Below are 22,974 nucleotides of genomic sequence, written 5' to 3' on the forward strand. Positions count from 1 at the left end.
CCTCATACCTCGCACCGAAGTAAAAGCGCCGGATCGCGATCCGGTTCGATGCGAACACGCAGGCCGTTCCATTCGAGCAGATGGCGCTCGCCGGTGACGAGGTTTTCGGCCGCGCGCACCGGGCGGCGGTCGTCCGGCGGTCCGATCGTGAGGTCGCCGAAATGCAGCCAGAACTCTTTGGGCGTGCGGCTCAGCGCGATGGCGCAGGCAATCGCATTGTCGCCGCCGGGCGACTCCTTGAGGAAACCGGTGACGTTGCCGTCATTGGTCTGCAGGAAGCGCAGATCGGCGGTTTGCAGCATAGCCGGATTGGCGCGCCGGATCGTGTTGAGGCGCTTGAGATAGTCCTTGATGTTGCCCGGCTTGTTCCAGTCGCGGGTGCGGATCTCGTACTTTTCCGAATTGATGTATTCCTCGCGGCCGGGCAGGGGCTCGTATTCGATCAATTCGAAGCCGTTATAGATGCCGTAGTTCGATGACGCCGTCGCGGCGAGCGCGGCGCGCGCCTTGAACAGCCACGGCTCGCCCGTCTGCAATTGAACAGGGAGAATATCCGGCGTGGTGACGAAGAAGTTCGGGCGGTAGTAGTCGCGCTCCGGATAGCCGGTGAGCTCGGCAAGGTAAGCCTCGATCTCGGCCTTGTGCGTGCGCCAGGTAAAATATGTGTAGGATTGCGTGAAGCCGAGCTTGGCGAGGCCCTTCATCACCTTCGGCCGGGTGAAGGCTTCGGCAAGAAAGATAACGCCGGGGTCGCGCGACTGCACTTCGCGGATGAGCCACTCCCAGAATGGGAACGGCTTGGTGTGCGGATTATCGACACGGAAGATGCGAACGCCGTGGCCGACCCAGAACAGGAAGACGTCACGCAGCGCGGTCCACAGCCCGATGCGGTCGTCGCAATAGAAGTCCGGGTTGACGATGTCCTCGTACTTCTTCGGCGGATTCTCGGCATAGCGGATCGAGCCGTCGGGCCGCCGGCTGAACCATTCCGGGTGCTGCTTCAGCCAGGGATGGTCTGGCGAGCATTGGATGGCGATGTCGAGCGCGATCTCCATGCCATGTCGGTGGCAGACGGAGACGAGGTCGCGAAAATCGTCGAGCGTGCCGAGCTGCGGTTCGATCGCATCGTGGCCGCCATGCTCGTTGCCGATGGCATAGAACGAGCCGACGTCGCCGGGCTCGGCCTTGACGGCATTGTTCTTGCCCTTGCGGTTGGTGCGACCGACGGGATGGATCGGCGTGAGATAAAGCACGTCGAAACCAAGATCGGCGATTTCCGGCACGCGCGCGATGCAGTCGCGAAAGGTGCCGTGCTGGCCGGGCACGCGGCTCTGGCTGCGCGGTACCATTTCGTACCAGGCGCTGGCGCGCGCGCGTTCGCGATCGGCGACCAGCGGCACGCTCGGGCTGCGCGTCAGATCGGGACGGGCGCCATGCTCGGCCATGACGGCCGCGAGATCGTCGTCGAGCAGGACGCCGGGGTCCATTTCGGCGGCGTAGCGGCGCGCGGCGGTATCGGCGACGTGACGCGCTTCGGCCTGGGAGGGGAGAAGCTGGAGCAGCAGGTCATAGCCCTCACGGGCCTCGAGCGTGACGTCCTGTCCGGCGGCGCGCTTGAGCGTGAACTCCTTGCGCCACGTTCCGTACTGGTCGGTCCAGGCTTCAATCGCGAAGAGATAGTATCCCGGCTCGGGCGGCACGAAGCGACCATGCCAGCGGTCGTTGCTGTGCAGCTGCATCGGCTCGCGGTGCCAGTCCGGTTCGCCTTCGCGCCGCCAGATCAGCGCGGCGGCGAGCACATCGTGACCGTCGCGAAAAATATCCGCCCAGACGTCGACGATTTCGCCGGCAATGCGTTTAACTGCGTAGCGGCCACCATCCACGCCGGGGAAAATTCCCTCGATGTGGAATCGAGGGCCGGTCGGATCACTCGGGGATTGTTCAATTGTCTGCTTCTGCTCGAAAAGTCCCATGCCTGCCACACCACGGCTCGCGTCCGGACGGAATTTCGGCGGGCCGCCTTACCCGCACAGTCAACCGGCCAGCTACCGAAAAGTTCCCATTTTGCGGATGGCGCGGCGGGCGGAAGCGATGAACGATATGGTCGCAGAAGCCGAGCGCTGGGGCATCGAGCCGGGCTATCATGATGTCTTCGGCCACTGGCACGCCGTGCCAGAAGACACGATCAAACGTCTTTTGCTGTCGCTTCGACGCGACGGCGCAAGTCCTGTTCAGACAGAAGCGGAGCCCGCATTCGCCGATCATGACCGCGCGTTTCAGGGCGATGGCCGCCGCGTCTGGGGCCTCGCGGTGCAGCTCTATGCGCTACGGTCGGCGCGCAACTGGGGACATGGCGACTTCGGCGACCTCAAGCGGCTGATCGAGACCACCGCGCCGCTCGGTGCCGCGGCCATCGGCCTCAACCCGCTGCACGCGCTGTTTCCGGAAGATGCGGAGCGGGCGAGCCCCTATGGGCCGAACAGCCGGCTGTTCCTGAATGTGCTCTATATAGATGTGCAGGCGATCCCCGAGTTTGGCGGGCTTACCGCTGCGGAGCAGGCCGAAGCAGCGCGTCTGCGGGGGCTCGACCTGATCGACTACGGCGCGGTCGCGCGACTGAAACTCGCGGCATTGGCACGCGCCTATGCTGGCTTCAGGGCCGGAGCCACAGCCAAGCGGCTCTCCGATTTCGATGCCTTTCGCGAGGAGCAAGGGGAAGCTTTGCTGCGCTTCTGCTGCTTCGAAGTATTGCGCCGGCAGTTGTCGCCGCGACCCTGGCCGGAATGGCCGGCGCCATGGCGAACGCCGGACAAGGCGGCACTGTCGGACTTCTACGAGTCGCACTATGCCTGCGGCTTCGTCGCGTTCTGCCAGTGGATCGCCGACCGTCAACTGGCCGCGTGCAAGGAGACGGCGCGCCAGCTCGGCATGCCGGTTGGGCTCTATGTCGATCTCGCTGTCGGCATCGACCGCCACGGCGCCGACGCCTGGAGCGATCAGGACACGGTGCTGTCCGATGCCTCGGCCGGGGCGCCGCCCGATGAGTTCAATCCGGCGGGGCAGGATTGGGGTCTCGCGCCGTTTCATCCATCGCACATCTCGTCGAACGATTTTGCTTCGCTGCGCCGGTTGCTGCGCGCGACCATGCGCCATGCCGGCGCCGTGCGCATCGACCATGTTCTCGGCCTGAAGCGCATGTTTCTGATGCCCGTCGGCGCCGGCGCGAAGAATGGCGCTTATGTGCGCTATCCGTTCGAGGCGATGTTGCGTGTCATTGCCGATGAAAGCCGCAAGGCGCGTTGCGTGGTGATCGGCGAAGACCTCGGCACGGTGCCGGACGGCTTTCGCGACACGATGATGCGTTGGGGGCTGTGGACCTATCGCGTGCTGCTCTTCGAGCGCCGGCATGATGGAGAGTTCGCCGCGCCGCAGACCTATCCCGAGCAGGCGCTGGCGACCTTCAATACGCACGACCTGCCGACCTTCCGCGGCTGGATCACGGGCCACGACCTGCGGACGAAGAACGAGATCGGCGTCGATCCCGGCGAGACTGCGGAAGCGCGGACCTGGTGGCAGGGCGCGCTGCGCCGGCTGCTGGGGGAGTTCGGCGGCGGCCGCTCGTCCGAGGACTTCGCCGCGGTCGCCGCGGTGCTCGGCGCGACGCCGTCGAAGCTGGCGATGGTCGGTCTCGACGATGTTGTCGACGCGCTCGATCAGCCCAACATTCCGGGCACGGTGGCCGAGCATCCGAACTGGCGGCGCAAGCTGCCGGTCAGTCTCGAAGAGCTTGCGAGCCATGCTGAGCTGGCGGCCGTGGCCGAGGCCTTCGCGCAGGCGGGACGCAAGACTTAAGGCGCTGCGTCTCAGGCGACCGGCACGCGCCAGATGTCCTCGGCGTATTCGCGAATGGTGCGATCGGACGAGAACCAGCCCATGTGCGCCGTGTTGAGAATGCTCATGCGCCACCAGTCCGGCGGCGAGCGCCAAAGGCGGTCGATGGACCGCTGCGCCTCCCAATAGGCGTCGAAGTCGGCGGCGACCATGAAGCGGTCATAGTCGCGCAGCGCCATGACGAGCGGGGCGTAGCGATCGCGATCGCCGTCGGCAAACTGGCCGGAGGCGAGGGCGTCGATCGCGGCGGCAAGGCGCGGCGAGGCGGCGATGGCGACTTCGCCGCGGAAGTGGCGCTTCTGCCGTTCTGCCACGTCGGCGGCCTCGAGGCCGAAGATCACGACATTGTCGCGGCCGACATGCTCGCAGATTTCGATATTGGCGCCGTCCAGGGTGCCGATGGTGATCGCGCCGTTGAGCGCGAGTTTCATGTTGCCGGTGCCGGAGGCTTCCAGCCCGGCGGTCGATATCTGCTCGGAGACGTCGGCGGCGGGGATGATCGCCTCGGCGAGGCTGGCGCTGTAATTGGGCACGAACACGACCTTGAGGCGATCGTCGACGGCAGGATCGTTGTTGACGACCTGGGCGACGTCGTTCGCCAGTTTGATGATCAGCTTGGCGCGGTCGTAGCTGGCGGCCGCCTTGCCGGCGAAGATCTTGACGCGGGGGGCGTGGTTGGCGTTCGGGTTGGCGCGGATGTCCTGGTAGAGCGCGATGGTCTCGAGGAGATTGAGGAGCTGGCGCTTGTATTCGTGGATGCGCTTGATCTGCACGTCGAACAGGGCATGCGGATCGACCTTGACGCCGGTCTTCGAACGCAGCAGCGTGGCGAGCGCGGTCTTGTTGGCGAGCCGGGCATATTCGTAGCGCGCCATGAATTTGGCATCGCCGGCAAGCCCGGCAAGTTCGGTGAGCCGCGCCGGATCGTCGAGCACGCTCTCGCCGAGGGTGTCGACCAGCAGGGACGTCAGTTTGGGATTGGCCTCGAAGAGCCAGCGGCGGAAGGTGATGCCGTTGGTCTTGTTGACGATGCGGGTCGCCGACGAGCGTGCGAGATCGCCGAACACATTGTCGCGCAGCAGCCGGGTATGCAGCGCCGAGACGCCGTTGACGGTATGCGTGCCGATGAAGGCGAGGTTCGCCATGCGGATGCGGCGCTGGTCGTCCTCATGCACCAGCGATACGCGCGCGACGAGTTCCGGCTCGCCGAGGCCGCGGCTGTCGAGTTCGCGCAGATGCAGCCAGTTGATGGCGTAGATGATCTGCAGGTGACGCGGCAGTAGACGGCCCATGAGATCGACCGGCCAGGTCTCCAGCGCCTCGGGCAACAAAGTGTGGTTGGTGTAGCTCAATGTGGCGCGGGTAATGTGCCAGGCCTTGGTCCACTCGATCTCGTTCTCGTCGACCAGGATGCGCATCAGCTCGGCCACGGCGATGGCCGGATGCGTATCGTTGAGCTGCACGGCGGCCTGATCGGGCAATGTGTCGAGCGTGCCGAATTCCTCGATGTGTCGCCGCGTCAGATCCTGCAGCGTCGCCGAGGTGAAGAAGAATTCCTGCCGCAGCCGCAGCTCCTGGCCGATGGCGGTGCCGTCGTTCGGATAGAGAACGCGCGAGATCGCTTCGGCCCGGGCGCGCGCCGCGGTGGCGCCGACAAGGTCGCCGCGATTGAAGGTCTCGAGGTGGATCGGATCGGCAGCCCGGGCCGACCAGAGTCGCAGCGTATTGGCATGGCGGCCGCGCCAGCCGACGATCGGCGTGTCAAAGGGCAGGGCGAACACGATCTCGTCAGGATACCACATGGCGCGCGCGGTCGGCCCCGGCGCACCGACATACTCCACGCGCCCGCCGAAGCCGACCGGATAGCGCAGTTCGGGCCGCATGAACTCCCACGGATTGCCGGTGGCGAGCCAATCCTCCGGCACTTCGTGCTGCCAGCCATCGACGATGCGCTGCTCGAACAGGCCGTTCTCGTAGCGAATGCCGTAGCCAAAGGCCGGAATCTGCAGCGCCGACATGCTGTCGAGAAAACAGGCGGCGAGGCGACCCAGGCCGCCATTGCCGAGCGCGGCATCCGGTTCGCCGGTGCGCAGGCGATCGAGATCGACGCCGTATTCGGCCAGTGCCCGGCGCGCCGGCTCGACCAGACGGAGATTGGTCAGCGCATCCAGCAGCAGCCGGCCGATGAGAAACTCGATCGAGAGGTAGTAAACGCGCTTCTTGCGCTGCGCCTTTGTGTGGCGACGCGACGCCATCCAGACATCGACGACGCGATCGCGCACCGCCAGTGCCGTGGCGTGATACCAGTCGTTGTCCGTCGCGGTGTCGAAGCTCTTGCCCAGACCGTAGGTCAGTTTCTCACCGATCGCGGCGCTCAGTTCATTTTCCGCCGGTGAGCTGGCCGCGTGCCGCTTGGAAATGGGAACTGCGCCGCTTTGCTGCATCGAACCGTCCTGCATGCCAGATCGCGGGAATCGAAAAAAGTTCCGCCTGTGTCATTTGAATATAGGCCCCTCGCAGCGGCAACAAAACCCGCAACTTCGTGGAACTTCGGTGGCGCGGTGGAGAGTGCGCGTCGCGCGGCTGGAACAGTCGCTAGCCGATGCGGCCGTGGTTGCTCCTGATCCAGATTTCCATGGCATCGAGGGAATCGAAGGTGTTCGGCGCGTCGCCGTGGAAATGCGCCTCGACGTGTACCGGTGCGCCGACATCGGCCGCATCGTGAAGGGTGACGACGGCCAGCAGCCGGCCATCCATCTCGACGAGCCGGGCCTCATCGTCAATCACGAGCGTGACGGGTTTGAATTCAATTTTCATGTTTCAGATGCAGGTATGTGGGGTCGAAGCCGGCGAGCTGTTGCAATTTTTCCCAGTCGAGAACACGCAAATAGCCGCGGTCGATCACGGCGGCGTTGGCTTCGCGCAGGGTCTTGAGAGTGCGATTGGTGTGCACCAGGCTCAATCCCAGAGCGTCGCCGAGCTGTTGCTGCGTGAACGGCATGCGCCATGCTTCGTCGGTTGTCAGGTCTCCAATCGCGCGAGCGCGGACGATCAATTCGCACAACAGGTGTGCCGTTCCCGCCAGCGCGCCACGCCGTCCGTTATTGGCGATCCATTGCCGAAATACGGCGGCATCGATCAAGGTGACGCGCCAGAGCAGGGCGGTGAGGGACGGTGAGGCCGGCATGATGTGCCGCAACTCGGTGTGCGCGATCAGCCCGACAAGACAGTCGGTGATCGCCACCAGTGAGTGATCCATGCGATTGATGAACAGCGTGTGCAGGTCGGGCGCATCTCCGCGCAGATGAAATGAGACCACCTGGCGGTCGCCGTCAGGAAGCTCCTGGAATCGGGCCATGACTCCCTCCAGCACCACCGCGCTGTTCGTCGGCCGGTCGCCCTGATGCAGCAGATACTCCTGCGGCGTCAGCCGGCGGGAGACAATCGGCAGGCTGTCGAGGAGGTTGCGGTCCTTGGCGCTCAGCGTCCCGATTGATTCAAGTTTGGTGATGAGGGGTTCGATAAACGGCATCCGCGTTCTCAACAGAACTCGGTTGCCAACTGCCCCCGTCGCGGAATTGTTCCGGCGCAAACGCGCGCACTCCCGCCACCGGCGCTTGACTGGCCGATGACGGGAACGTGCAGCGGTGCAGCAGCTATTCCGCGGCTTCGGCCATCTCGTTGATCGCCGTGTCGGCCAGACCGGTCAAAGCTTCGTCAGTCTTCTCTTCCTCGTCGAGATTCTGCTGAAGCAGCTTGGCGGCCTGGGTCATGCCGAGCTTCTCTGCCCACGCGACCAGCGTGCCGTAGCGTGATATTTCATAGTGCTCGACGGCCTGGGCGGCGGCGAGGAGGCCGGCATCGAGCGCCGGGGAGCCGTCATATTCCTCCATGATCTCCTTGCCTTCCTCGATGATGCCCATGATGGCGTCGCAGGTTTTGCCTTGAGGCTTGGCATCGATTTCCGCGAATACCTTCTCGAGGCGCTCCACCTGACCTTCGGTCTCGGCTTCGTGCTTCTCGAAGGCGGCGCGCAGTTCATCGCTTTGCGCGGCTTTCGCCATCTTGGGTAGCGCGACGAGGATCTTCTTTTCGGCGAAATAGATGTCTTTCAGGGTGTCGTGGAAAAGCGTGTCGAGGGTTTTAACTTTTGACATGGGACGTCTCCGCTGGGATTGGCTGGCGTCCTAATGCGGATGCTGCTGGAGAGTTCCTTTGTAATTGAGCCGGATGCGAACAAATTGCGCAGCCACGCGTTTGCCCCCGAATATGGAAGGGACGTTGCCATGTCTCACGTCAAGAACGAGTCACAAAGAGGCGGCGACCTGATTACCGAGGACGATCGGGCAAGAGAGCAGTTGGGCCCGCAAGGCGTGCCCGGAAAGCCGGACACGCATCCGACACCGCCGCGGGCGGAGAAGGACCAGATGCCAAAGGATGGTGAGTTCGACGGCCATCCGGCGTGACGTGCTTGCAATGGCCGAGCCGGCTCGGCGAAGCGACCGGAGGAATACGATGCCGACTAAGCAACACGAGAAGAACATCGAGACCGGCCAGCAGGGGACGCACGAACCGTGGAAATACCCCGGCCAGTCGTCGCAGGATTCCTCGCAGAAGGTGCCGGACAAGAAGGATCGCGATCAGGACTTCGACCAGGCGAGCCAGACCAGTTAGGCAACTGGTCGCCTACACCGCGTTGAACGCTGCCAAAGCGTGCTGGCGCATCCCGCTCACCGGCTCGATCGGCTGGCGGGCGCGGTCGTCGATGCTCGGAAGCTCATCGCGCTCCTTGATCGACGACAAATGCGGGCCGAGATCGCGCAGCAAGCCGTCGGTGACGCCGTAGAGCCAGCCATGCAGGTGCAGCCGCTGCCCGCGCAGCCAGGCTTTCTCGACGGTCGGGATCGCCGCGATGCGGCGTACCTGCATCTCGACGTTCAATTCGCACATGCGGTCGATGCGCGCCGCCGGGTCGGGTATGGCGTCGAACAGCTTGCGATGCTTGCGGTACAGCATGGTGATCGGCTGCAGCCAGTGATCGACCAGCGCCGTGCGCTCGTCGCCCAAGGCGCGCTGGATGCCGCCGCAGCCGTAGTGTCCGCAGACGATGACGTGTTCGATGTTGAGCACATCGACGGCATATTCGAGCACGGCCAGCAGGTTCATGTCGCTGGTGTGCACCATGTTGGCGATATTGCGCTGAACAAACACCTCGCCGGGATCGAGGCCGAGCACGTCGTTCGCCGTCACGCGGCTATCCGAACAGCCAATCCACAATAGCTTCGGGCTCTGAATGCCGGCCATGCGCACGAAATAACCGGGGTCGTCTCGGGTCTTGGCCTGCGCCCAGGCGACATTGCGATCGAACAGATGGTCGAGGCACATGGGCGCCGTCCAGCTCTATGGCCTCAGATCGTTGCTCGTCGTCGGCGTATAGTCATCGGCCGTTAAGGCGAAGCCCTTGGCTTCCAGCCAGTGCAGGATATCCGGCGCCGAGACCTCGCATTCGTCGGCGAGGCCGCTGGCGAAATTACGCCACTGGTCGAGATTGCGATAAGGCACGCCAACGATGAGCGGGAGTTCGAGCGCGACGGCGTGTCCCAACGCGTCGCGCAAGCCGCCGCCTTCGGCTTCGACCTTGCCGAACTTGTTGAGCACGACCAGTTCGGGACGTTTCTTCAGCGCTTCGCTAAGCAGTCCGGCCGCCTCGGTGAGCCTGGTGTGGTCGAGCCGGCAGCCTGTGGCGGCGGGCCCGCGATCTTCGGAGAGCTGGTAGACCGTGCGCGAATAAAGCTCCTCGACCGCCATGTCGCATTTCGTCCGGTCGCGGACGAAGGTGTTGAGCTGCACCAGCCCGGCGACAACGACGCCGTCGTCGCGCAGGCGGTAGGCAATGTCGGCCAGCATCCGGTCGGCGGCGAGGCCGTCGGAATAGACCACTGCGAGAATATTGGATGACATTTCACCGGCCATGGATTTCGCACGCGGGCTGGATCGCGCTGGCAAAGGCGCGTTTGATGAAGATCGCCGCCGGATCGGCCGACTTGCCGATCTGGCCGAGCAGCGTGACCCATTCTTCTTCCGACGCCCGTGCGGCATAGGAGCGCACAGCGTCCTTGCTGAAGGTCGCAAGGTCGAGGCCTTCGCCCTCGGCGCGTTCGGTCATCGCCTGCAGCAGCGTCAGATCGCCCAAACCGACAATGAGTTCGGTCGCGGCCGTGTCGTCGGTGAGGCGCCGCATCAGATCGCCCAGCAGCATGCTCGGTCTCCTCAGTTCACGCGATGCTCGGCGGCGCCGGCCAGCGTCACGCCGTCGATCTGCGCCGCCGACACCAGCCGGGCGACATATTGCGCCTGGGCGCGGTGCATGACGCTGTCGCGCAGATAGTCGGCGATGCGCTCGGCCACGGCCTCGTAAGGCAGCGTCCGGCCCTCGACTTTGCGGTCGAGGCGAATGATGTGAATGCCGTAGCGGGTTTCGACCGGCGTCAGGCAAAGCTCGCCGGCCTTCATGGTCTCAAGTGCGTCGGCGAACTCCGCCGTCACCTGATCGAGCGTCAGCTGGCCGAGATTGCCGCCCTGTGCCGCGGATGGGCAACGCGAATAGGCCTGCGCCAGCGCGGCGAAGGCGTCGGGGTCGTCCTGCAGCGTCGCCAGCACGGCCTCGGCATCGGCACGCGCCTCGGCGGACGCATCCTTGTCCTCCGCCGGTGCGGCAAAAAGAATGTGCGAGGCCTCATAGATGTCCGGCGAACGGAAGCGGGCTCTGTTGCTGTCGTAGTAGCGCCGGCAGGTCGCGTCGTCGGGCTCCGGCACCGCGACCTCGCTGTCGACCAGCGCCCGCATCAACGCCTCGTCTTCCGTTTCGCGCCGCCCGTCCTCCGTCAGCGGCTCGGCGCTCAGGCCGAGCGCCTGGGCGCGCTGCATCAGCAGCTCGCGCACGACGAGCGCGCGGGCGGCCTGTTGCCACGCGGCGAACGGCTTGTCGGCCGGGTGGTTCTGCATTTCGCGCACGATATCGTCGCGCGGAATGGTGACGCCGTTGACGCTCACCTTCACCGGCTTTTCGGTCGTCTTCGTCGGGAAGCGCACTTCGATGGATACCGCCATGTCGCTCACTCCGCCGGGATCATCGGGCGCCGCGTGCGCACCACCTGATAGCCGCGACGGCCGAGATACCAGACCGGCGCGCTCCAGATGTGGACGAGGCGCGTGAACGGGAACACCAGGAAGATCGTCATGCCGAGGAACAGGTGCGCCTTGAAGATCGGGTGCACGTCGGCGATCTGCGCCGCGACACCCGGCTGCAAGGTGAGGATGCCCTGCGCCCAGGTCATGAACTTCACCATCTCATGGCCGTCGAGATGACCGAGCGAGACGAAGATGGTGCTCAGGCCCAAGATGAGCTGCACATAGAGAATGAGCAGGATGGCGATGTCGCCGAACGACGAGGTCGTGCGGATGCGCGCGTCGAACAGGCGGCGGTGGATGAGCAGCGTCATGCCGACGAAGCAGGCAACGCCGGCGACGCCGCCGATGACGATGGCCATCCATTGTTTGAAGGTGTGCGAGATGCCGAGCGTGTCGAACACCCAGATCGGCGTTAAGAGGCCGACGAAGTGCCCGGCGAAGATCGCCAGAATGCCGACATGGAACAGATTGGAGCCCCAGGTCAGTTGCCGGCGGCGCAGGAGCTGGCTCGAGCCCGAGCGCCACGTATATTGCTCGCGGTCGAAACGCACCAGGCTGCCCAGCAGGAAGACAGTGAGGCAGAGGTAAGGGTACCAGCCGAAGACGATGTAATTGATCATGTCGCGCATGGTCATTTCCTCACGGACGCGAGCGTTGGGGCATGTCGGGCGCGGGCCGCATGGAGCCGCGCACGCGGGCGATGAGATTGTCCTTGCAACCGTCGCCGGAGCCGGGACCGAAGCTCACCGGCTCGTCCTCCCAGGCGGCATCGAGTGCCGCGAGATCGTCGGCGTCGGGGTCGGGCAGGCTCAGTAGGGCGGACACTTCTTCTTCCGTCGGCTTGGCGGCGGCGATGGCCCCCAGCGCGCGGAACACCGCTTCATAGGGCGAGTGGCGTTTGCGCAGGCGCTCGGCCATGGCGGCGAAGATGTGCGCCGGCTGGCCGAGGCTCTCGGACGCTTCGACGGCCGGCCGCGTCGCCACATATTCGAGGAACAGCGGCAAGAAGTCCGGCAACTCGGACACATCCATAAAGAGTCCCGCCGCTTCATACTGCGACTTGAGGTCAATCATGGCCTGGCCACGGTCGCGGCTTTCGCCGTGAACGTGCTCGAACAGGTGCAGCGACAGCGACCGCGTGCGATCGAACAGCAGGACGTAACGCTCCTGCAGGTCGTAGATGTCGCCGGTCGCCATTTCGTTGATCAGGCGATGCAACTGCTCGCGTACCGAGGCCGGGAGGCGCCGATCCTTGTCCAGCGCCTCGCTGATCTCGCCCGCGGCCTGGACGAGTTCGGGAGTGGGGTAGGTGAGCAGCGCCGACAGCGCTTTCAGAGTGCGGCTCATCAGACCATCTCCATCGGGTTCTTGGCCCGTTTCGGCGAGCCGAACAGGTTGGTGGTGGTTTCGCCGCCGGAGCAGCCATTACCGAACGAGAAGCCGCACGAGCCGCGCAGGTCGTAGGCGTCCTCGTTGATCTCGCGATGTGCGGTCGGAATGACGAAGCGATCCTCGTAATTGGCGATCGCCATGATGTGGTACATGTCGTCGATCTGCTGGCCGGTGAGGCCGACGCGATTGGCGATGTTCTCGTCGATGATGCCGTCGATGGTCTTGGCCCGCATATAGGCGCGCATCGCCAGCATGCGCTCAAGGCCTAGCGCCACCGGCTCTTCTTTGCCGGCGGTCAGGAGGTTGGCGAGGTATTTGAGCGGGATGCGCAGCGAACGCACATCCGGCATTTCACCGTCATGACCGATCTTGCCGGCTTGCGCCGCGGACTGGATCGGCGACAGCGGCGGCACATACCAGACCATCGGTAGCGTGCGATATTCGGGATGCAGCGGGAAGGCGACCTTCCACTCCATGGCCATCTTGTAGACCGGCGAGTGGCGCGCGCCCTCCAGCCAGTTCTCAGGGATGCCGTCGCGGCGGGCTTGTTCGATCACCGCCGGGTCGTGCGGGTTTAGGAAAATGCCGAGCTGGGCCTCGTAGAGGTCCTGCTCGTTGGGCACGCTGGCAGCTTCCTCGATGCGGTCAGCGTCATAGAGCACGACGCCGAGATAGCGGATGCGGCCGACACAGGTCTCCGAGCACACTGTCGGCTGGCCGGCCTCGATGCGCGGATAGCAGAAGATGCACTTCTCGGATTTTCCGCTCGACCAGTTGTAGTAAATCTTCTTGTAGGGGCAGCCGGACACGCACATGCGCCAGCCACGGCACTTGTCCTGATCGATCAGGACGATGCCGTCCTCCTCGCGTTTGTAGATGGCGCCGGAAGGGCAGGCGGCGGCACAGGTCGGGTTGAGACAGTGCTCGCACAGCCGCGGCAGGTACATCATGAAGGTGTTTTCGAACTGGCCGTAGATGTCCTTTTGGATGCCCTCGAAGTTGACGTCCTTCGATCGCTTGGCAAATTCGGTTCCCAGGATCTCTTCCCAGTTCGGCCCCCACTCGATTTTCTCCATCCGCTCGCCGGTGATCAGCGAACGGGGGCGCGCAGTCGGCGATGCCTTCATCTCCGGTGCGTTCTGCAGGTGGTCGTAGTCGAAGGTGAACGGCTCGTAGTAGTCGTCGATCTCGGGCAGGTCGGGATTGGCAAAGATGTTGGCCAGAACGCGCCACTTGCCGCCGATGCGCGGCTCGATCTTGCCGTTCTTCTTGCGCCGCCAGCCGCCGTTCCAGCGCTTCTGGTTTTCCCACTCCTTGGGATAGCCGATGCCCGGCTTGGTCTCGACGTTGTTGAACCAGGCATATTCCATGCCTTCGCGATTGGTCCAGACGTTCTTGCAGGTCACGGAGCAGGTGTGGCACCCGATGCATTTGTCGAGGTTCAGCACCATCGCGATTTGTGCGCGGATTTTCATTCTGCGGCCTCCAGAGTGTTCTTGGGCGTATTCTTGGGTGCGACGGTGAGCGGTTCGGGCTGATCGGTGGCGGGCTTGTCGAGCCAGTCCACGGTCTTCATCTTGCGGATGATGACGAATTCGTCGCGGTTGGTGCCGATCGTGCCGTAGTAGTTGAAGCCATAGGCCTGCTGGGCGTAGCCGCCGATCATGTGCGTCGGCTTGACGACGACGCGCGTCACCGAGTTGTGGATGCCGCCGCGCTGGCCGGTCACTTCCGAGCCCGGCACGTTCACGATCTTCTCCTGCGCGTGATACATCATGCACATGCCATCTTTCACGCGCTGCGACACGACGGCACGCGCGACCAGCGCACCGTTCGAGTTGTAGGCCTCGATCCAGTCGTTGTCGGCAATGCCGACTTTCCGGGCGTCGTTCTCGCTGATCCAGACGATCGGTCCGCCGCGCGACAAAGTCAGCATCATCAGGTTGTCGGTGTAGGTGGAGTGGATGCCCCACTTCTGATGCGGCGTGATGAAGTTGAGGACGATCTGCTTCTCGCCGTTCGGCTTTGAATCGATTACTGGCTTGACGGCCTTGAGATCGACCGGCGGGCGATAAACGCAGAGCGCCTCGCCGAAGGCCCGCATCCACAGATGATCCTGATAGAGCTGCTGGCGGCCGGAGAGGGTGCGCCACGGGATCAGTTCGTGGACGTTGGTGTAGCCGGCGTTGTAGCAGACCTTCTCGGACTCCAGTCCCGACCAGGTCGGTGCCGAGATGATCTTGCGCGGCTGCGCCACCACGTCGCGGAAGCGGATCTTCTCGTCTTCCTTCGGGATGGCGAGATGAGTGTGGTCGATGCCGGTTGTCTGCGACAGCGCAGCCCAAGCCTTCACGGCAACCTCGCCATTGGTCTCAGGCGCCAGCGAAAGGATCACCTCGGTGGCGTCGATGTCGCTGTCGATACGGGCGAGGCCCTTGGTCGGACCATCCTCGGTCACCTCGCCATTGAGGCGCTTCAACAGCTCCACTTCGTGCTCGGTGTTCCAGGCCATGCCTTTCACGCCGTTGCCGAGCTTCTGCATCAACGGCCCAAGCGCGGTGTAGCGCTCATAGATGTGCGGATAGTCGCGCTCGACCACCGCCACCGCCGGCATGGTCTTGCCGGGGATCGGCTCGATCTCGCCCTCCTTCCATTCCTTGACGTCGAAGGGCTGGGCGATCTCGCCGGCGCTGTCGTGCTGGATAGGGGTCAGCACCACATCCTTCTCGACGCCGAGCACTTCCGGCGCGACGCGCGAGAACGCTTTCGCGATCGCTTTGTAGATCTCCCAGTCGCTTTTGGCCTCCCACACCGGGTCCACCGCCGAGGTCAGTGGATGGATGAAGGGATGCATGTCCGAGGTGTTGAGGTCGTTCTTCTCGTACCAGGTGGCGGTCGGCAGCACGATGTCGGAGTAGACGCAGGTCGTCGACATGCGGAAGTCCAGCGTCACCAGAAGGTCGAGCTTTCCTTTCGGCGCCTCGTCATGCCAGGCGACTTCCTGCGGCTTCTTGTGACCCATTTCGCCAAGGTCCTTGCCCTGCACGCCATGCGTCGTGCCGAGCAAGTGCTTGAGGAAATACTCGTGACCCTTGCCGGACGAGCCGAGCAAATTGGAGCGCCACACGAACATGTTGCGCGGCCAGTTGTCGGGATGGTCCGGGTCCTCGCAGGACATCTGCAGTTCGCCGGACTTCAGCGCCTTGGCGACATAGTCCTTCGGCTCGAGGCCGGCAGCCGCCGCCTTCTTGGCGATCTCCAGCGGGTTCTGCCGGAGCTGCGGTGCCGACGGCAGCCAGCCCATGCGTTCGGCCCGCACATTATAATCAATGAGCGCGCCGTCCCACGGGCCGGCCGGTGCGGTCGGCGACAGGATCTCGTCGACCCCGATGGTCTCGTAGCGCCACTGGTCGGTGTGCGCATAGAAGAACGACGTCGAGTTCATCTGGCGCGGCGGCCGGCCCCAGTCGAGACCGAAGGCGAGCGGCAGCCATCCGGATTGCGGCCGCAGCTTCTCCTGTCCAACATAATGCGACCAGCCGCCGCCCGATTGGCCTACACAGCCGCACATCACCAGCATGTTGATGACGCCGCGGTAGTTCATGTCGGCGTGGTACCAGTGGTTCATGGCCGCGCCGATGATGATCATCGATCGGCCATTGGTCTTCTCGGCATTGAGCGCGAACTCGCGCGCCGTGGTGATGATCTGGTCGCGCGGCACGCCGGTGATCTTTTCCGCCCAGGCCGGCGTATAGGGCACGTTGGCATCGTAGGACGTCGCGACGTGATCGCCGCCGAAACCGCGGTCGAGGCCGTAATTGGCGACGAACAGGTCGTAGACGGTGGCGACCAGTTTCTCGCCGTCCTTCAGCGCCACCAGCTTGGCCGGCACCTTGCGCACCAGCACGCTCGGATGGTCGGTGCCGGCGAAGTGGTCGTGCTCGCGGTTGCCGAAATAGGGGAAGGCGACATCGGCGAGCTCGTCACGATCCTCGGCAAAGGTGAGCTGCAGCTTGGTTGCTTCGCCGTCGGACTTCTTCTCCTCGAGATTCCACTTGCCTTTCTCGCCCCAGCGGAAGCCGATGGAGCCGCGCGGCGCGACGATGGACTTGCTCGTCTCGTCGAAGGCAACCGTCTTCCATTCCGGATTATTGGTCTCGTTAAGATAGCCCGTGAAGTCGGAGGCGCGCAGGAGCCGCCCGGGCACCAGTTTGCCGTCCTGCTTCACGAGCTCCACCAGCATCGGCATATCCGTGTACTGGCGGACATAGTCGTCGAAATACTTCGCTTTCCGGTCGATATGGAATTCGCGCAGGATGACGTGGCCCATGGCCATGGCGAGCGCGGCGTCGGTGCCTTGCTTCACCGAAATCCACAGATCGGCGAACTTGGAGGCTTCCGAATAGTCCGGGCAGATCACCACGCTCTTGGCGCCGCGATAGCGCGCTTCGGTATAGAAGTGGGCATCCGGTGTGCGCGTCTGCGGCACATTGGAGCCCCAGAGGATCAGGAAGCCCGAATTGTACCAGTCGGCGCTTTCCGGAACGTCGGTCTGCTCGCCCCAGGTCTGGGGTGACGCCGGCGGCAGGTCACAGTACCAGTCATAGAACGACATGCAGACGCCGCCGAGCAGCGACAGGTAGCGCGAGCCCGCGGCATAGGAGACCATCGACATCGCCGGGATCGGCGAGAAGCCGATGACGCGGTCGGGGCCGTGCTTCTTCACCGTGTAGGCATTAGCCGCGGCGATGATCTCGGTGACTTCATCCCAGTGCGCGCGCACGAAGCCGCCGAGGCCGCGCTTGGTCGTATAGGCCTCTCGCTTCTCGGCGTCTTCGACGATCGAGGCCCAGGCCGCGACCGGCGTGCGCAGCACGCGCGCCTCGCGCCACAACTTCAGAAGCCGTGAGCGCACCAGCGGATATTTCACGCGGTTGCCGGAATAGAGATACCAGGAGTAGCTGGCGCCGCGCGAACAGCCGCGCGGCTCGTGGTTCGGCAATTCAGGCCGCGTGCGCGGATAGTCGGTCTGCTGCGTCTCCCAGGTGACGATGCCGCCCTTGACGTAGATCTTCCACGAGCACGAGCCGGTGCAGTTGGCGCCATGCGTGGAGCGCACGATTTTGTCGTGCTGCCAGCGCTTGCGGTAGCCGTCCTCCCAGCGCCGGTCCTCGTGGGTGACGATGCCGTGGCCGTTGGAAAACGGCTCGTCGCCGCGTTTGAAGAATGTCAGTCGGTCGAGAAAGTGACTCATCGTCGCAATTCCTTATTCGGCCGGTTGCGTGGCGAGGGGCGGGCGCGGTGCGGAAGGCGGCAACGTCGTGCCGTGTTCGATGTCGTAGAGCAGGCCGCCGCGGCGGGTGTAGAACCACCAGGTGATGGCCACGCAGGTGACGTAGAAGCCCATGAAGCCCCACAGCGCCATTTCCGGTCCGCCTGTCAGCGAGATCGAGGTGCCGTAGCTCTTCGGGATGAAGAAGGCGCCGTAAGCCGCCACCGCGGAGGTGAAGCCGATAATCGCTGCCGATTCCATCTCGGCCTGCTTCTGGCGCGCCGGCGCCGCGAGGTCCGGCTCGAGGCGCGGGATTTCCACCCGCATGATCGCAGGGATCATCTGGAAGGTGGACGCGTTGCCCACGCCCGTCGCAAAGAACAGGAGCATGAACATCGCGAAGAAGCCCCAGAAGGCGTAAGGCTGATCCTTGATGCCGAGGAAGTAGAGCACCCCGGCCACCGCCGCGATCATCAGCGCGAACACCCAGAGCGTGACACGGCCACCACCGTATTTGTCCGATAGCCAGCCGGTCGCCGAGCGCGACAGCGCGCCGACCAGAGGACCGAGGAAGACGAACTTCAGCGAATCGACATCGGGGAACTGGGTCTTGGCCAAAAGCGGGAAGCCAGCCGAGTATCCGATGAAGGAGCCGAAGGTGCCGGTGTAGAGCCAGCACATCAGCCAGTTGTGCTTGCGCTTGAAGATCACCGCTTGGTCGGCGAAGGACGCCTTCATCGCGGCGATGTCATTCATGCCGAACCAGGCCAGCGTCGCCGAGATGGCGATGAACGGCACCCAGATGAAGCCGGCGTTCTGCAGCCAGAGCTTCGCCGTCGGGCCGGCCGCCTGCGGCTCGCCACCGAGCCAGCCGAATACACCCGCGGTGATGACGAGCGGGATGACGAACTGCACCACGCTGACGCCGAGATTGCCGAGGCCGGCATTAAGCGCGAGCGCATTGCCCTTCTCCGCCTTGGGGAAGAAGAAGGAGATGTTGGCCATCGACGAGGCGAAGTTGCCGCCGCCGAAGCCGCACAGCAGCGCCAGCGACAGGAAGATGATGTAAGGCGTGTCGGTGCTCTGCACCGCCAGGCCGATGCCGACCGCCGGGATCATCAACGACCAGGTCGAGATTGAGGTCCAGAGGCGGCCGCCGAAGATCGGCGGCATAAAGGAGTAGAAGATGCGCAAGGTCGCGCCGGAGAGCCCCGGCATGGCCGCGAGCCAGAACAGCTGATCGGTCGAGAACTTGAAACCGACTGCCGGCAGTTTGGCGACCACAACCGACCACACCATCCAGACCGCGAAGGCCAGGAGCAGCGCCGGGATCGATATCCAAAGATTACGCCGGGCGATGGCTTTGCCCTTGGCGTCCCAAAAGACGGCGTCCTCCGGCTTCCACTCGTCGAGCACATGACCGGCGAGCGCGCCGACGTGCTTCTCCTCGTGGATCGGCTGCATTTCCGGAAACTGCGGAAGCTTCTCCAGTTGCGGCTCGAAGCTCTCCCGCTCCATGCGGCGGATGGCGAAATGCATCCAGGCCAGCGAGACGGTGGCGATCAGGAACAGCAGCATGAAGCAGCTGGTCCAGATACCGGTGAGATCGTTGAGAACGCCGAAGGCGATCGGCAGGATAAAGCCCCCGAGGCCGCCGATCATGCCGACCAGGCCGCCAACGGCGCCGACGTTCTTCGGGTAATAGACCGGGATGTGCTTGTAGACTGCGGCTTTGCCCAGGCTCATGAAGAAGCCGAGCACGAACATCAGCGCGGTGAAGGTGACGACGCCGGTCGCCATGTGAAAGACGATGGGGCCCTTGATGCCCTGGATCGTGTAGGTGGTCGGCGGATAGGCGAGGATGAAGGTGATCAGAACCGAGACGCCAAACATCCAGTACATGATGCGGCGAGCGCCGTATTTGTCGGAGAGATGCCCGCCATAGGCGCGGAAAAGGCTGGCCGGGACGGAATAGGCGGCGCCGATCATGCCGGCGGTGGTGATGTCGAGGCCGTAGACGCCAATCAGATAGCGCGGCAGCCACAGCGCCAGCGCGACGAAGGCGCCGAAGGCGAAGAAGTAGTAGAGCGAGAAACGCCAGACCTGGACGTTCTTCAGCGCGTCGAGTTCCAGCCAGGCGCTACGCGGGCGCTCACCCTTGGCGCGGCGCGCCATCTCGACCGGGTCTTCCTTGGTGGTGAACCAGAAGACGATGCCCATCAATGCGATACCGACGGCCCAGACCTGTGCGGTCGCCTGCCAGCCATAGGCCACCATGATGAACGGCGCGAAGAACTTGGTCACCGCCGCTCCGACATTGCCGGCGCCGAAGATACCGAGGGCGGTGCCTTGCTTCTCTGGCGGATACCAGCGCGAGACATAGGCGATGCCGACTGCGAAGGAGCCACCGGCGATACCGACGCCGAGCGCGGCGATCAGGAACTGCGTGTAGGTCTGCGCATAGGTGAGTAGGAAGGTTGCGAGCGCCGCCGCCAGCATGACCACCGTGTAGACGCGGCGACCGCCGTATTGATCGGTCCAGATGCCGAGGAAGATGCGGATCAGCGAGCCGGTCAGGATCGGCGTGCCGACCAAAAGCCCGAACTGCGTCTCATTGAGGCCGAGATCCTTTTTGATCTGGACGCCAATGATGGCGAAGATGGTCCAGACCGCGAAGCACACCGTGAAGGCGATGGTTGACATCCACAGGGCCTGGCTCTGACCCGGTGTAGCTCTCGCAATTTCCGTCGGCATGACGCTCTCCGTTCGCGCATAAAAATCTCGCGAGCAGGAAGCCTCACCGAAGACGATGATACTTTGAGGTTGATCAACTCGATCAGTAATAGTGTGGAATACTGCTAGTATTGATCAAGTAGAGCCGAACGTTTGACATAACTTGCTAAGGCGATTGATACTAATCAAGTCACGATATCTCGCAGATGCACATGCGAACCTGTAATGCATCATGTGACGCGGGTGATGACTCGGGGGGAATGAAAAATGCCGGTACGGCCGTCCGACGTGCAGTCGATTCGGGTTCTGCCGCTGTTCCAGCAGATGTCGGAGCAGGCTTTTGCCGAGCTGATGGCGCAGTCGATGCTGCAGCGCTTTCCCGCGCGCGCCGAACTCATCAGGGAAGGGGAGCTTCCGGACTTTCTCTATATCGTCGTTGAAGGCGCGGTCGATCTTTACGCAACCCGCGATGCAGAGGAGACAACAATCGATATTGTTTATCCGTCATCGAGTTTCATTCTGGCGGCGGTCATGCGCGATGAGCCCTATCTCAAATCGGCGCGCACCTTGGTGCCGTCGCAAATCCTGATGATCCCGTCACAGGTCGTCCGCGACGCCTTCAATCGCGATCCAGCCTTCGCGCGCGGCATCGTCGATGAACTGGCGGCGCGTTATCGTGCTGTGACGCGGGTGCTTAAAAACGATCGCATGCGCTCCTCCGCCGAACGGCTTGCCAACTGGCTGCTCGGCATGGCACAGCGCGCGGGCAGCAATGAGTTCGAGCTGCCGCTCGAGAAGCGAAAACTGGCTTCGTTCCTCGGCATGACGCCGGAGAGCTACTCACGCAGCATTGCCGTTCTCGAGAAGCACGGCGTGCAAAGCCACGGGGCGCTGATCACCATCAGCGATCCGGCGGGACTTACCGAATTCGCCAAGCCATCGGCAATCGAAGCCGATTGATGGCACTTCTTTAGAACCATTCTCGTCGGCGCTGCATCGATGCTTGTTCTGACATAGATCAACGTCTCGTCGCGTCGGCAGCGTCACGGTACCGGCATCACGCTTATCGCGATCATGCTTGTCGCGATTATTCTTGCCGGGATCATGCTCATGTCGAACGCCGCCATCTCGAATCCATCTCTGGATCGCCGTCGCCGCTACGCCGGCCCGGCACTGTTCTCCTACGGGTTCCGTATCTTTTTTCTCAGCGCGTCGGTGTGGGCTGCCTTCGGCGTTCTCATCTGGCTGCCGATCTATCTGGGCTATGTGCCTTTCGTCACCGCGTTCGGTCCGCACGACTGGCATGTTCACGAGATGATCTTCGGTTATGCGGCTGCGGCGATCGCCGGCTTCCTGCTCACCGCAATTCCGAACTGGACCGGTCGCCTGCCGGTCAATGGCTGGCCGCTCGCCGGTCTCGCCGCCTTATGGCTGGCCGGTCGTATCGCGGTGCTGGCGTCGGCGAGCCTCGGCCCGCTGGCGACCGGGGCGATCGATGTGTCGTTTCTGGCGACATTAGCCTTCGTCTGCGCCCGCGAGATCGTCGCCGGCAAGAACTGGCGGAACCTGCGCGTGCTAGTCGTGATCGCGGCGCTGACGGCTGCCAACGTGTTCTTTCACGCCGAGGTCTATGTGCTTGGCGGCGCCGACTACAGCCTGCGGCTGGCCTTCTCGACGGTGATCGTACTCATCTGCCTGATCGGCGGCCGCATCGTGCCGAGCTTCACCAACAACTGGCTGGCGCGGAACAATCCGGGGCGCATGCCGGTGCCGTTCTCACGTTACGACGCGGCGACGCTCGCGGTGTCGGTGCTGGCACTCGTGGGATGGGTCGTCGCGCCGACCGACGAATGGTCCGGAGTCGCACTGCTGGTCGCCGGGGCAATGCAGGCGGTGCGGCTCGTGCGCTGGGTCGGCTACCGGGCGGCGGGCGATCCGCTCGTCCTAGTGCTGCACGTCGCCTATGCCTTCGTGCCGCTCGGCTTTGTCCTGACCGGCTTGGCTGTCGTGGCTGACCTGGCTGGCAGTGCCGGCATCCACGCCTGGGGGCGGGGGCCGTCGGGCTTATGACTCTGGCGGTCATGACTCGGGCTTCGCTCGGCCACACCGGGCACGCCCTCCGCGCCGGCCCGGCCACGCAACTCATTTATATACTGGTGTTTGCGGGCGCCATTTTGCGCGTCTGGGCAGCCCTGACCGGCCATGTCGCGATCCTTGAGGCGGCCGGGCTGTTGTGGATCGGCGGCTTCGCGTTGTTCGCCGCCGCCTATGGGCCAATCCTGGTGCGCCAGCGTCCGGCCTGGGCCGAGGCCCGGTGTTGACGAAAATTGTTGCTTATCAATGTGTTGAAGGGCTTCGGGTTGACAGCGCGTCACCAATACGGTTCATCTGTCCGCCTCGGCGCGGGTGTAGCTCAATGGTAGAGCAGCAGCCTTCCAAGCTGAATACGAGGGTTCGATTCCCTTCACCCGCTCCAGTTCCCTTTCCACTCGGCC

Annotated in this window: 18 protein-coding genes, 1 tRNA gene and 1 pseudogene; 6 read left to right on the plus strand and 14 right to left on the minus strand. The window is 63.8% G+C overall.

All coding sequences use genetic code 11. The features are described 5' to 3' along the window. Positions 1–2: 2 nt before the first annotated feature. Entirely contained in the window at positions 3–1,973 is a 1,971-nt protein-coding gene (locus E8Q40_RS09480; protein ID WP_137044145.1) for an alpha-1,4-glucan--maltose-1-phosphate maltosyltransferase, read from the minus strand. A gap of 118 nt (positions 1,974–2,091) precedes the next feature. Between E8Q40_RS09480 and malQ the strand changes: the two genes are divergently transcribed. Beyond that, positions 2,092–3,852 (plus strand): 4-alpha-glucanotransferase, encoded by a 1,761-nt coding sequence (gene malQ, locus E8Q40_RS09485; RefSeq protein ID WP_168197789.1) that lies wholly within the window; start codon positions 2,092–2,094, stop codon positions 3,850–3,852. Between the two features lie 11 nt (positions 3,853–3,863). Here the strand turns inward: malQ and E8Q40_RS09490 are convergent, their stop codons facing one another. The 4 genes from E8Q40_RS09490 to E8Q40_RS09505 form a co-directional block, all read right to left on the minus strand. Further along, entirely contained in the window at positions 3,864–6,350 is a 2,487-nt protein-coding gene (locus E8Q40_RS09490) for a glycogen/starch/alpha-glucan phosphorylase (RefSeq protein WP_137044147.1), read from the minus strand. A gap of 136 nt (positions 6,351–6,486) precedes the next feature. After that, positions 6,487–6,708: a hypothetical protein gene (locus tag E8Q40_RS09495; protein WP_137044148.1), complete on the minus strand. Its 222-nt coding sequence runs from the start codon at positions 6,706–6,708 to the stop codon at positions 6,487–6,489. Beyond that, entirely contained in the window at positions 6,698–7,423 is a 726-nt protein-coding gene (locus E8Q40_RS09500; protein ID WP_137044149.1) for a Crp/Fnr family transcriptional regulator, read from the minus strand. The genes E8Q40_RS09495 and E8Q40_RS09500 overlap by 11 nt, the downstream gene beginning before the upstream one ends. A 124-nt stretch (positions 7,424–7,547) precedes the next feature. Next, positions 7,548–8,048, minus strand: coding sequence for a ferritin-like domain-containing protein (locus tag E8Q40_RS09505; RefSeq protein ID WP_137044150.1), 501 nt, complete (start codon positions 8,046–8,048; stop codon positions 7,548–7,550). 33 nt (positions 8,049–8,081) lie between these two features. On the opposite strand from E8Q40_RS09505, the gene E8Q40_RS09510 reads away from it, so the two are divergent. Both E8Q40_RS09510 and E8Q40_RS21955 read left to right on the plus strand, forming a co-directional pair. Continuing rightward, positions 8,082–8,357 (plus strand): hypothetical protein, encoded by a 276-nt coding sequence (locus tag E8Q40_RS09510; protein ID WP_246663056.1) that lies wholly within the window; start codon positions 8,082–8,084, stop codon positions 8,355–8,357. Between the two features lie 49 nt (positions 8,358–8,406). After that, positions 8,407–8,565 carry a hypothetical protein gene (locus tag E8Q40_RS21955; protein WP_168197790.1) on the plus strand — a complete coding sequence of 53 codons (159 nt, stop codon included), beginning with the start codon at positions 8,407–8,409 and terminating at the stop codon, positions 8,563–8,565. 12 nt (positions 8,566–8,577) lie between these two features. Here the strand turns inward: E8Q40_RS21955 and E8Q40_RS09515 are convergent, their stop codons facing one another. From E8Q40_RS09515 to E8Q40_RS09555, 9 genes are read right to left on the minus strand one after another with little or no spacing between them, the layout of a single operon-like run. After that, positions 8,578–9,276: a carbonic anhydrase gene (locus E8Q40_RS09515; protein ID WP_137044151.1), complete on the minus strand. Its 699-nt coding sequence runs from the start codon at positions 9,274–9,276 to the stop codon at positions 8,578–8,580. Positions 9,277–9,291: 15 nt separating this feature from the next. After that, the gene (locus E8Q40_RS09520; protein ID WP_246663057.1) at positions 9,292–9,852 is read right to left on the minus strand and encodes a DUF2478 domain-containing protein; all 561 of its coding nucleotides are present in this window, start codon (positions 9,850–9,852) and stop codon (positions 9,292–9,294) included. 1 nt (position 9,853) lies between these two features. Further along, positions 9,854–10,150, minus strand: a complete 297-nt coding sequence (locus E8Q40_RS09525; RefSeq protein ID WP_137044153.1) for a hypothetical protein — start codon at positions 10,148–10,150, stop codon at positions 9,854–9,856. An 11-nt stretch (positions 10,151–10,161) separates the two neighbouring features. Further along, the gene (locus E8Q40_RS09530) at positions 10,162–11,001 is read right to left on the minus strand and encodes a peptidylprolyl isomerase (protein ID WP_137044154.1); all 840 of its coding nucleotides are present in this window, start codon (positions 10,999–11,001) and stop codon (positions 10,162–10,164) included. A gap of 5 nt (positions 11,002–11,006) precedes the next feature. Further along, positions 11,007–11,711, minus strand: a complete 705-nt coding sequence (narI, locus tag E8Q40_RS09535) for a respiratory nitrate reductase subunit gamma (RefSeq protein WP_137044155.1) — start codon at positions 11,709–11,711, stop codon at positions 11,007–11,009. 10 nt (positions 11,712–11,721) lie between these two features. Continuing rightward, complete coding sequence (narJ, locus tag E8Q40_RS09540) at positions 11,722–12,429, minus strand: nitrate reductase molybdenum cofactor assembly chaperone (protein WP_137044156.1); 708 nt, start codon at positions 12,427–12,429, stop codon at positions 11,722–11,724. Further along, positions 12,429–13,949, minus strand: a complete 1,521-nt coding sequence (gene narH / locus E8Q40_RS09545; protein ID WP_137044157.1) for a nitrate reductase subunit beta — start codon at positions 13,947–13,949, stop codon at positions 12,429–12,431. Before narH ends, narJ begins: the two co-directional genes overlap by 1 nt. Next, entirely contained in the window at positions 13,946–17,728 is a 3,783-nt protein-coding gene (locus E8Q40_RS09550; RefSeq protein WP_137044158.1) for a nitrate reductase subunit alpha, read from the minus strand. The genes narH and E8Q40_RS09550 overlap by 4 nt, the downstream gene beginning before the upstream one ends. 12 nt (positions 17,729–17,740) lie before the next feature. Continuing rightward, complete coding sequence (locus E8Q40_RS09555) at positions 17,741–20,500, minus strand: MFS transporter (protein ID WP_137044159.1); 2,760 nt, start codon at positions 20,498–20,500, stop codon at positions 17,741–17,743. 246 nt (positions 20,501–20,746) lie between these two features. Between E8Q40_RS09555 and E8Q40_RS09560 the strand changes: the two genes are divergently transcribed. The 3 genes and pseudogenes from E8Q40_RS09560 (at position 20,747) to E8Q40_RS09570 (ending at position 22,955) form a co-directional block, all read left to right on the plus strand. Beyond that, a complete protein-coding gene (locus tag E8Q40_RS09560) occupies positions 20,747–21,439 on the plus strand; it encodes a cyclic nucleotide-binding domain-containing protein (RefSeq protein WP_137044160.1) in 693 nt (230 codons plus the stop codon). Positions 21,440–21,589: 150 nt separating this feature from the next. Continuing rightward, a pseudogene (locus tag E8Q40_RS09565) lies at positions 21,590–22,800 on the plus strand (NnrS family protein). Positions 22,801–22,881: 81 nt separating this feature from the next. Continuing rightward, positions 22,882–22,955 (plus strand) — tRNA-Gly (locus E8Q40_RS09570). The last annotated feature ends 19 nt before the right edge of the window (positions 22,956–22,974 follow it).

The organism is Pseudolabrys sp. FHR47, from assembly GCF_005153485.1.
Lineage (GTDB): Bacteria > Pseudomonadota > Alphaproteobacteria > Rhizobiales > Xanthobacteraceae > Pseudolabrys.